This is a genomic window from Paraburkholderia sp. RL18-085-BIA-A (genome assembly GCF_046027075.1).
Lineage (GTDB): Bacteria > Pseudomonadota > Gammaproteobacteria > Burkholderiales > Burkholderiaceae > Paraburkholderia.
Map to the genome: position 1 here is coordinate 70,243 of NZ_JARESU010000006.1, position 10,689 is coordinate 80,931.

General features: G+C 63.0%; 6 protein-coding genes. 3 read left to right on the top strand and 3 right to left on the bottom strand.

Annotation, left to right across the window (positions count from 1 at the left end):
- The first annotated feature begins 88 nt into the window (after nucleotides 1-88).
- Both P0D89_RS06070 and P0D89_RS06075 read left to right on the top strand, forming a co-directional pair.
- Complete coding sequence (locus P0D89_RS06070; protein WP_408355746.1) at nucleotides 89-4,924, top strand: NAD-glutamate dehydrogenase; 4,836 nt, start codon at nucleotides 89-91, stop codon at nucleotides 4,922-4,924.
- A gap of 154 nt (nucleotides 4,925-5,078) precedes the next feature.
- Nucleotides 5,079-5,996 (top strand): cation diffusion facilitator family transporter, encoded by a 918-nt coding sequence (locus P0D89_RS06075; protein ID WP_408355744.1) that lies wholly within the window; start codon nucleotides 5,079-5,081, stop codon nucleotides 5,994-5,996.
- Between the two features lie 56 nt (nucleotides 5,997-6,052).
- Here the strand turns inward: P0D89_RS06075 and P0D89_RS06080 are convergent, their stop codons facing one another.
- On the bottom strand, nucleotides 6,053-7,033 hold the full coding sequence (locus P0D89_RS06080) for an aldo/keto reductase (RefSeq protein ID WP_408355742.1): 981 nt from the start codon (nucleotides 7,031-7,033) through the stop codon (nucleotides 6,053-6,055).
- 237 nt (nucleotides 7,034-7,270) lie between these two features.
- Between P0D89_RS06080 and P0D89_RS06085 the strand changes: the two genes are divergently transcribed.
- Complete coding sequence (locus tag P0D89_RS06085) at nucleotides 7,271-8,344, top strand: purine-nucleoside phosphorylase (RefSeq protein WP_408355740.1); 1,074 nt, start codon at nucleotides 7,271-7,273, stop codon at nucleotides 8,342-8,344.
- A gap of 334 nt (nucleotides 8,345-8,678) precedes the next feature.
- Here the strand turns inward: P0D89_RS06085 and P0D89_RS06090 are convergent, their stop codons facing one another.
- A complete protein-coding gene (locus P0D89_RS06090) occupies nucleotides 8,679-8,990 on the bottom strand; it encodes a DUF4148 domain-containing protein (RefSeq protein ID WP_408355738.1) in 312 nt (103 codons plus the stop codon).
- A 255-nt stretch (nucleotides 8,991-9,245) separates the two neighbouring features.
- Nucleotides 9,246-10,250 carry a LysR family transcriptional regulator gene (locus P0D89_RS06095; protein WP_408355736.1) on the bottom strand — a complete coding sequence of 335 codons (1,005 nt, stop codon included), beginning with the start codon at nucleotides 10,248-10,250 and terminating at the stop codon, nucleotides 9,246-9,248.
- Nucleotides 10,251-10,689 lie beyond the last annotated feature (439 nt).

A 10,689-nucleotide genomic window follows, 5' to 3' on the forward strand; every position in this document is an offset into this window, starting at 1 on the left:
TTCGGGGCAGCAGGCGCATAATTCCCCTTCAGACGATGCATGTGAATCAAGCCGTACTCGCCAATGCAGCCAGCCGGGGGAGTTGATCATGCAAGCAAAGAACGAACAAGCCGTCACGCACTTGCTGAACGATGTCGTCGAATTCGCGCGTGGACGGCTGCCGGAGCCAACCTTCAACGTCGTCGAGCCCTTCCTGCGGCACTACTACGATTTCGTCGACGCCGACGACCTGCAAAGCCGCTCGATCGCCGATCTGTACGGCGCGGCGCTCGCGCACTGGCAAACGGCGCAGCGCTTTGCGCCCGGCGCCGAACGGCTGCGCGTCTACAACCCGATCCTCGAACAGCACGGTTGGCACTCGGATCACACCGTGGTCGAAATCGTCAACGACGACATGCCGTTCCTCGTCGATTCGGTGTCGATGGCGGTCAACCGCCAGGGGCTCGCGCTGCATTCGGTCGTGCATCCGGTGTTTCGCATCTGGCGCGCTCCGGACGGCGGCATCGCGCGGGTCAGCCAGGGCGCCGAGGAAGCCGCCGACACGCGCTCGCATCTGACCTCGTTCATCCATTTCGAAGTCGACCGTTGCGGCGATGCCGCAAAACTCGACGCGCTGCGCGACGACATCGCGCACGTGTTGCGCGACGTGCGCGCCGCGGTGGAGGACTGGCCGAAGATCGTCGAACTCGCGCGCACGACGATCAAAGGCATGAAGGCGGGCGACGGCGGCCCGGAAGGTGTCGAAACGCGCGCGTTTCTCGAATGGATGGTGGCCGATCATTTCACCTTCCTCGGTCAGCGCGACTACGAACTGCTGCAGCACGAGAACGGCTACGGCCTGCGCGCGGTGCCCGGCTCCGGTCTCGGCATTCTGCGCGATGCACTGCGGCCCGCGGGCTCCGCCGAAGTCACGGCGTTGCCGCCGGCCGCCGCCGAGATCATCGCGAGTGCGTCGCCAATCTTTCTGACCAAGGCCAACTCGCGCGCCACCGTGCACCGGCCGGGCTATCTCGACTATGTCGGCATCAAGCTGACCGGCGCGGACGGCAAGGTGACCGGCGAGCGGCGCTTCATCGGCCTCTATACGTCCACCGCGTATTTTCTGTCGGCCGCGGACATTCCGATCGTGCGGCGCAAGTGCGCGAATATCGTGAGGCGGGCCGGTTTCCTGCCAAAAGGTCATCTGGCGAAATCGCTGGTGACCGTGCTCGAAACCTATCCGCGCGACGAACTGTTCCAGGCCGACGAAGATCAGCTCTACGAGATCGCGCTCGGTGTGCTGCGTTTGCAGGAGCATCAGCGTACGCGCCTGTTCGTGCGGCGCGATCGCTTCGACCGCTTCGTGTCGTGCCTCGTGTTCGTGCCGCGCGACAAGTACAACACCGATCTGCGGCAGCGCATCGCGAACCTGCTGGCCGCCGCGTTCAACGGCGAGAGCGTCGAATTCACGCCGCTGCTTTCGGAGTCGACGCTCGCGCGCATCCACTTCGTCGTGCATGCGAAGCCGGGCGGCATGCCCAACGTCGACACGCGCGAACTGGAGGCGCGGCTCGTGCAGGTCGCACGCCGCTGGCAGGACGATCTTGCCGACGCCTTGCTCGACGCATTCGGCGAAGAGCACGGCAACCGCCTGCTGCAGCATTACGCGGATTCGTTTCCGGCCGGCTACCGCGACGACTATCCGGCGCGCACGGCGGTGCGCGATATCGAACTGATCGAGCGCGTGCAGGGCAGCGAGCGGCTCGCGATGAATCTGTACCGCCCGATCGAAGCCGGGCCGCGCAGCTTCCGCTTCAAGGTCTATCGCGCGGACCAGCCGATCGCGTTGTCGCGCAGCTTGCCGATGCTCGAACATCTGGGCGTGCGTGTCGATGAAGAGCGGCCGTATCTGATCGAGGCGCTAGGCGCCATGCCCGCGTGGATTCACGACTTCGGGCTCGAACTCGCGGACGATGCGGAGTTCGACATCGAACGCGTGAAGGATCTTTTCGAGGAAGCGTTCGAGCAGGTGTGGACCGGCGCAATCGAAAGCGACGACTTCAATCGCCTCGTGTTGCGCGCGCAATTGAACGCACGCGAGGTGACGATTCTGCGCGCCTACGCGAAGTACTTGCGCCAGGTCGGTTCGACCTTCAGCGACGCGTATATTGAGCGCGCGGTGACCGGCAATCCGGCGATCGCGCGGATGCTGGTCGAGCTGTTCATCGCACGCTTCAATCCGGTGTTTGGGGACACGCGCGAGACGCGCGTGGACGGCTGGCTGCGCACGATCGACAGTGCGCTCGACCAGGTGCCGAATCTCGACGAGGACCGGATCCTGCGGCAATTTCTCGGCGTGATCAAGGCGACCAAGCGCACCAACTACTATCGCTTCGATGCGGAGGGCCGGCCCAAGCCGTATCTGTCGTTCAAGTTCGATCCCGCGCAGGTGCCCGGGTTGCCCGAGCCCAAGCCGATGTTCGAGATCTGGGTCTATTCGCCGCGTGTGGAAGGCGTGCATCTGCGCGGCGGCCGCGTGGCGCGCGGCGGCTTGCGCTGGTCGGACCGGCGCGAGGACTTCCGCACGGAAGTGCTCGGCCTGATGAAGGCGCAGATGGTGAAGAACGTGGTGATCGTGCCGGTCGGCTCGAAGGGCGGCTTCGTCGTGAAGAATCCGCCGCCGCAGAGCGAGCGCGATGCGTGGATGCGCGAAGGCGTCGCGTGCTACCAGACGTTTTTGCGCGGCCTGCTCGATCTGACCGACAACCTTTCCGGCACGGACGTGGTGCCGCCGCCCGACGTGGTGCGCCACGATCCCGACGATCCCTATCTGGTGGTCGCCGCCGACAAAGGCACGGCCACGTTCTCCGACTACGCGAACGCGATCTCGCAGGAATACGGCTTCTGGCTCGACGACGCCTTTGCGTCGGGCGGCTCGGTCGGCTACGACCACAAGAAGATGGCGATCACCGCGCGCGGCGCATGGGAGTCGGTCAAACGGCACTTCCGCGAGATGGGCGTGGATACGCAGACGATGGACTTCACGGTGGTCGGCGTTGGCGATATGTCGGGCGACGTGTTCGGCAACGGGATGCTGTTGTCGCCGCATATCAAACTGGTGGCCGCGTTCGATCACCGGCATATCTTCCTCGATCCGAATCCCGATCCGGCCGTGAGCCTCGCCGAACGCGCGCGGCTTTTCGCGCTCGACCGGTCGAGCTGGGCCGATTACGATCCGTCGCTGATCTCGGCGGGCGGCGGCGTGTTTGCCCGCGCCGCCAAGACGATTCCGTTGTCGCCGGCGGTGCAGTCGGTGCTCGGCATCAGCGCGGCGGCGCTCGCGCCCGCTGAACTGATGCGCGCGATTCTGCAGGCGCCGGTCGATCTGCTTTATAACGGCGGCATCGGCACCTATGTGAAGGCGAGCCGCGAAACGCATCTGCAAGTGGGTGACCGCGCGAACGACGCGATCCGCGTCAACGGCGCGGACCTGCGTTGCAAGGTCGTGGCCGAAGGCGGCAATCTCGGTTTGACGCAACTCGGGCGCATCGAGTTTGCGCAGCGCGGCGGGCGCCTGAATACCGACGCGATTGATAATTCCGCGGGCGTCGACTGCTCGGACCACGAGGTCAACATCAAGATTCTGCTGGGCCTCGTCGTCGCCGATGGCGAGATGACCGAGAAGCAGCGCAATGCGCTGCTCGCGGAAATGACCGACGAAGTCGGGCTGCTGGTGTTGCAGGACAACTATTACCAGACCCAGGCGTTGTCGATTGCGGGCCGCTATGGCGTCGAATTGTTCGACGCCGAGGCGCGTCTGATGCGCTACCTCGAACGCGCGGGGCGCCTGAATCGCGTGATCGAATTCCTGCCGACCGACGAGGAAGTCGCCGAACGGCTCGCCGCGAAGCAAGGCCTCACTACGCCCGAGCGCGCGGTGCTGCTCGCCTATAGCAAGATGTGGCTGTACGACGCGCTGCTCGAATCGTCGATGCCCGAAGACCCGCTCGTCGCCGACATGCTGGTCGAGTATTTCCCGAAGCCGCTGCGTCAACGCTTCAGCGTGCCGATGCAGCGCCACCCGTTGCGCCGCGAAATTCTCGCGACGCATTTGACCAATGCGCTGGTGAACCGCGTCGGCTGCGAGTTCGTGCATCGGCTGATGGAAGAAACCGATGCGCAGCCCGGCGACATCGCGCGCGCGTGCATCATGGCGCGCGACGTATTCGATCTCGACGACGTGTGGCGCAGCATCGACGCCCTCGACAACCGCGTCGCCGACGATGTGCAGGCGCGCATGTTCGTCGAAGTCGCAAGGCTTGTCGAACACTCGGCGCTATGGTTCCTGCGGCACCTGCAAGTGGGCGGCGGCGCCGACGTGCCCGGCCTGCTCGCGCGGTGCCGCGAAGCGGCCGGGCGTCTCGCGCCGCAATGGCCCGCGCTGTTGCCGGCTGCCGATCTCGAAGCGCTGTCCGAGCGGCGGCGCGTGCTCACCGATGCGGGTGTGGATAGCGAACTGGCGGTGCGGATCGCCAGCGGCGAGATCTCGGCGTCGCTGCTCGACATCGCCGAAGTGGCGTCGACCTGCGGGCGCAGTCTCGAACTGGTGGCGGGCGTGTACTTCGCGCTCGGCACGCTGCTGAACTACGGCTGGATCAGCGAGCGCGCGGCCGCGTTGCCGGCGCCTACGCACTGGGACATGCTCGCGCGCGCCACGGCTCTCGCCGAACTCACACGCCTCAAGCGCGCGCTGACCACGAGCGCGCTGGCTGATGCTGACGAAGCATCGACACCGGATGCTCTGGTGCACGCATGGCGCGACAAGCGCGCCGCACAACTCGAACGCTACACGCGGCTCCTGGCCGATCTGCGCGCCACCGGCGGCGCGAGTCTGTCGATGCTGCTGGTGATCGTGCGCGAGATGGCGGCGCTCGAAAGGGTCTAGCGAGACGCGGCGCGAGCGCGGAGGGACGCCGTGAAGATGAACAGGAGTGCGGTGCAAACAACACCGGCGTTGGACGCATGCCACCCGGCGTGTCCATAATACGGCTTCTTGCCGCGCGCAAGCTCACTGCAAATTCACGGACGTCCTGCCGACGATGAAAGAAGAATCGCCGAAAGCCATTTTTTATGCGCTCGCCGCCAACCTGGGCATCGCCATCTGCAAGTTCGCCGCTGCATCCTTTACCGGCTCCGGGTCGATGTTCGCTGAAGCGATTCACTCGACCGCCGACTGCGGCAATCAACTGCTGCTGCTGTTCGGGCTGCGCGAAGCGCGCAAGCCGGCGAGTCCATTACACCCGATGGGCAGCGGACGTGAAATCAATTTCTATTCGCTGCTCGTCGCGTTGCTGTTGTTCTTCGTCGGCGGCGCGTTTTCGGTGTATGAGGGCGTGCATCGTCTGATCGCGCGCGAACCGTTGCAGCATGCGTATATCGCGTTGGTCGTGCTCGGCGTGTCGGTCGTGCTCGAAGCGCTGTCGTTGTGGGGTGCCGTCAAGGAGATTCGCAAGACGCATCCGGACAAAAGCATGTGGCGCTGGTTCCGTGAGACGCGCGAGTCCGAACTGCTGGTCGTCGCGGGAGAGGATATCGCCGCGTTGGCGGGCCTCGCAATTGCGTTCGTCGCCGTGCTGCTCACGATGGTGACCGGCAATCCCGTGCATGACGCGCTGGGTTCCGTCGGCGTCGGTTTCCTGCTGATGACGATCGCGTGGCTGGTGGCGCGCGAAGTAAAGTCGATGATTGTCGGCGAATCGGCGAGCCCGGAAGTGCGCCGCGCAATCGAGGCGCATCTGCGCGCGCGCGCCGAGATTCGCGGCGTCATCAACCTGATTACGCTGCAATGGGGGCGCCACGTGGTGGTGGCGGTGCAGGCGGAGATGATCGATTACGCGAGCGGCCGCGCAATGGTCGATGCGATCAACGTGATCGAAGCCGATTTGCAGGCGACGTTTCCGCAAGTGCGGTGGGTGTTTTTCGAGCCGGAAGTGCCGCGCGCGTCAGGCGGTAGCTGATACGAGGCCGGCGGATTCCGTTGCGGTTTCCGCCTGGCCTCCATCGACGCGTCTGCTTAGTTAAACCCGGTCACCGCATGCGGTACATAGAGTTCCTCGAGCTGACGTATTTCGTCCGCGCTGAGATTCAACGACAGCGCCGCGACCGCATCATCCAGATGATGCAGTTTGGTCGCCCCGACAATCGGCGCGGTGATCGGCTTCTTCTGCAACACCCACGCTAGCGCGACTTGCGCACGCGGCACGCCGCGTTCGGCGGCAATCTTGCTGACCCGCTCGACGATCCGCCGGTCCGCATCTTCCGTCTGCGCATAGAGCGTGCGGCCGAATTCATCGGTCTCGGAGCGCGCGCTTTCGGTGTTCCAGTCGCGCGTCAGACGTCCGCGCGCGAGCGGGCTCCACGGAATCACGCCGATGCCTTCGTTTTCGCACAGCGGCAGCATTTCGCGCTCTTCCTCGCGATACAGCAGATTCACGTAGTTCTGCATCGTCACGAAACGCGTCCAGCCATTGCGTTCGGCGACTTGCAGCGCCTTCGCGAACTGCCACGCGTACATCGACGACGCGCCGATATAGCGGGCCTTGCCGGCCTTCACGACATCGTGCAGCGCTTCCATGGTTTCTTCGATCGGCGTGCCGTAGTCCCAGCGATGGATCTGGTACAGGTCGACGTAATCCGTGCCGAGGCGCCGCAGGCTGTGGTCGATTTCTGACATGATCGCCTTGCGCGACAGACCCGCGCCATTCGGGCCCGGATGCATGCGGCTATTCACCTTGGTGGCCAGCACGATCTCGTCGCGCTTCGCAAAGTCCTTGAGCGCGCGGCCGACGATTTCCTCGCTGGTGCCGTCCGAATAGACATTGGCGGTGTCGAAGAAATTGATGCCGTGGTCGAGCGCCTGCTTGATGAAGGGCCGCGCGGCTTCGTCGTCGAGCGACCACGGATGCGTGCCGCGCGCGGGCACGCCATAGCTCATGCAACCGAGACAAAGACGCGATACATCGAGGCCGGTGCGGCCGAGTTTCACATAATCCATTGTGGTGCTCCTGTTTTTGAAGTGCACTGAGGCGGTGCGCGCCGAGGACTTTCGATTATAAGGAAATGACGCCGATCACGTGGCGAGCCGACTCACGCCGCCATACCGGTACATCCACAGCCCGAGGAGAATTTGCGCGTCGCGTAGTGGCAAATAATTTCTTCGCCCCTATACTTCTTTCGGTCTGAAAGCAGCACTCTCTCCCAACCTGCATTGCAAGCAAAAAGGAAGGTCATGATGCTGACTCGTTCTCTCGGCGCGTTCTGCGCCTTTGCACTCGCGGCGTGCGCGGCCATGTCGGCCGGACCGGCCAGCGCGGACGACAACGATGGTTCCTGGCAAGGTGACGGTGGCTCGCATCGGCAGCCCGTCAAGGTGATGATCATCTCGATGTTCGGCCCCGAAGGCCAGGTGTGGCTCGACCGGCTCGGCCCATGGCGCGACATCCCGGTGGACGGCTTGTCGCCCGATTACCCGAACGTTCACTGCAACCGGCAAGACGTGTGCGTGATGACGACCGGCATGGGGCACAGCAACGCAGCGGCATCGATCATGGCGCTGACTTTCTCGCCGCGCTTCGATCTGCGGCATACATATTTCATGGTCGCCGGGATCGCCGGCATCGACCCGCAGCAAGGCACGGTCGGGTCGGCCGCGTGGGCGAAGTATCTGGTCGACTTCGGCATTCAGTGGGAGATTGATGGGCGCGAGATTCCGCCTGGCTGGAACACCGGCTATCTGGGGATCAACACGAAGAGTCCCGCGGACAAGCCGCCGCTCGACTACCGCACCGAGGTGTTTCAGTTGAACACGCAACTCGCCGATACGGCATTTGCATTGTCGCGCAGCGTTGCGCTGTCCGATGACGCGCAGGCTCAGACCGCACGCGCGAAGTATGCGTATGCGCCGGCTAATCGTCCGCCCACGGTGATTCAGTGCGATACGCTGGCTGGCGACACCTGGTGGTCAGGCACGCTGCTCGGTCAGCGGGCGCGCGACTGGACGAAGATTCTGACGGACGGCAAGGGTGTGTACTGCACGACGCAGCAGGAAGACAATGCGACGTATGAAGCGCTCAAGCGCGCGGCTTCCGTGCATAAGGTCGATCTGAATCGCGTCGCGGTACTGCGGGCCGGTTCCGATTTCGACCGGCCCTACGATGGACAGACGAGCGCGGACAACCTGCTCAACTATGCGGCACAAGGCGGCTTTACGATTGCTATCGAGAACCTGTTTCGCACTGGGAATCCGCTGGTGCAGGAGATCGCCACGCATTGGGTCGAGTGGCGTGAAGGTGTGCCGAAGCGGTAAGCGCGGAAGAGGGCTTCGCGCGGGCGAGGCACATGTTTATAGCCAGATCCAGCTTGAATGATGTGCCCCGCAAACCTGACGGCGAATTGAACATCAGGCCCATCTCGGCGAGGCGCGTGCAGAAGAAATACGCGCCTCGCCGAAACAACCTTGTATTGCAAATGAGCGAATTCTAGTGCTGCGGTGCGCGGTATGGCGTCCACACCGGCGCATCCGTATCCCATTGGTCCAGTTCGGATGGTGTCATGATGTGCTCCTTGTTGAAAAGTGCATGTGTAGCGCCGCAACGACTGTTTATTTTGGAAACCGAATCATTGCGGCGAATTCGCATGAGTTACTGACCGTTGGCGACGCGCGTCACGTCGCCGTTCGTGCCTTCCTGCAACGCGATGCGATCAGCCTGCGTCTGGCCGATCAGACCTTTGTTCGGATAGCTGGTGCGATTGAGTGCGGGCAGCGAACCGTCACGATAAGCGGCGACCAGTTCGGCCTTCACTTCCTCGCGCGTTTTCGCGCTCGTGGTGGGCGTGGGTTGTGTTTGATAAGTACCCGCGCGGCCGATGCCGCCACCGCCGTTGCCTTGCGCAAACACCGGCGCGCTTGCGAGCAGCGAAAGAGCCAGACCTGCCAAGAGACTGCGTTTCATGATTCACTCCTGTCGATTCGTTTGCAGCACGAGCCGCGCTGCGACAGGGTGAAATGTAGACTTCGAGGCCGTGCGGATAAATCGCACTTTCGCGAAATGAATTGTCGCGATTCCGGAACAATCGCGTAATCGCGTTCAGAGATGGGCTAGTGCGTGGCTATGGCGTTGCTAACTCAGGCAACCGCGGCATTAGCGCCGCGGTTGGAATTCACTGTTCCAGATTTCGTCCTTCAATATCCACACATCACGCGCCGATCACGCGACCCATTCGGTAATCACGGGCGTATCGAGCGCCGGGGCCGACTCGCGTTCTTCGAAAGTACGCTTCGTGCACATCGCGTCGAGTCTGCCGCGTCCGCTCAGCAACGGGCAACGATCGAACTGCTCGGCAATCCAGTCTACGAAAACACGGACTTTGGGCGATAGATGACGGCTGTGCGGATAGACTACGGAAATCGGCATCGGCAATGGTTTCAGCTCGGGTAACACTTCCACCAGTTGGCCCGAGCGCAGATGCGGCAGCACCATGAAGAGCGCCGGCTGAATCAGACCGAAGCCTTCGAGTCCGCAAGTCACGTAGGCGTCCGCGTCGTTCACCGACACGATGCTCTTCATCTTCACTTCGATTTCTTTGCCGTCCACGAGGAACGCCCAATCGAGCGTGCGGCCCGTGCGGCTGGAGAAGTAATTGACCGCTTTGTGATTGTCGAGATCTTCGAGCGAGGCCGGCATGCCCGCCCGCTCGATGTAGTCCGGCGCCGCGCAGGTCACGCCCTCGAACAGGCCGATGCGCCGCGCGACCAGCGATGAATCCTGCAACGCGCCGACTCGCACCACGCAGTCCACGCCTTCCTGCAGCAGATCGACAGGCCGATCCGACAGGCCGAGTTGCAGGTCGATGTCCGGATAGCGGGTGTGGAATTCACACAGCGAAGGAATCACCAGCAAGCGGCCGATCGACCCCGGCATGTCGATGCGCAGCTTGCCGTGCGGCTTCTTGTTGCCGCTCTGGAAACTCGCCTCGGTCTCTTCGACGTCCGCGAGAATGCGCACGCAGCGTTCGTAGTACGCCGCGCCGTCCGGCGTGAGCGAAAGGCGCCGCGTGGTCCGGTGCATCAGACGCGTGCCGAGGAACGCTTCGAGGTTCTGAATAATCGTGGTGACGGATGCGCGCGGCAGATCGAGCGTTTCCGCTGCGCGGGTAAAGCTGTTGGTGTCGACGACGCGCGTGAACACTTGCATGGCCTGAAGCCGGTCCATTGCAAACCTCCAGAAAGGGGCAGGCGCACCAGGCGGGGATCGAATCCGCAGAGCAATCGCATTCGATTGTTCAGGGGCACCGAATTGTGTTGCCGGATTATAGGCATTTATTCGAGACCCTGCTCGGCGTGGGGATTAGGGCCTTGCTGCATAAGGGTTATGGGGGCTGGGCAACTCTAGGGAGTGGCTGGGACCGACCATTTTTCCCATTCCCCCATTTTCTCCCTATACGCTGCGTTGCACTGGAAATGCGCGAGCAAGGGGAGCAAGCGAGCCGAAAATCAAAATATGTATTGTGTGTTTTATGCAACACATACCCAGACTCTTCTCCATTCCGTCGTCCATCGTCTGGACGCCTTACTCGTTCAGTCAGTCGCGTCTGTGACCAGCGGGGAGAGCAACTGGACAAACTCGCGACACTTGCGGCCTGAATATGTAG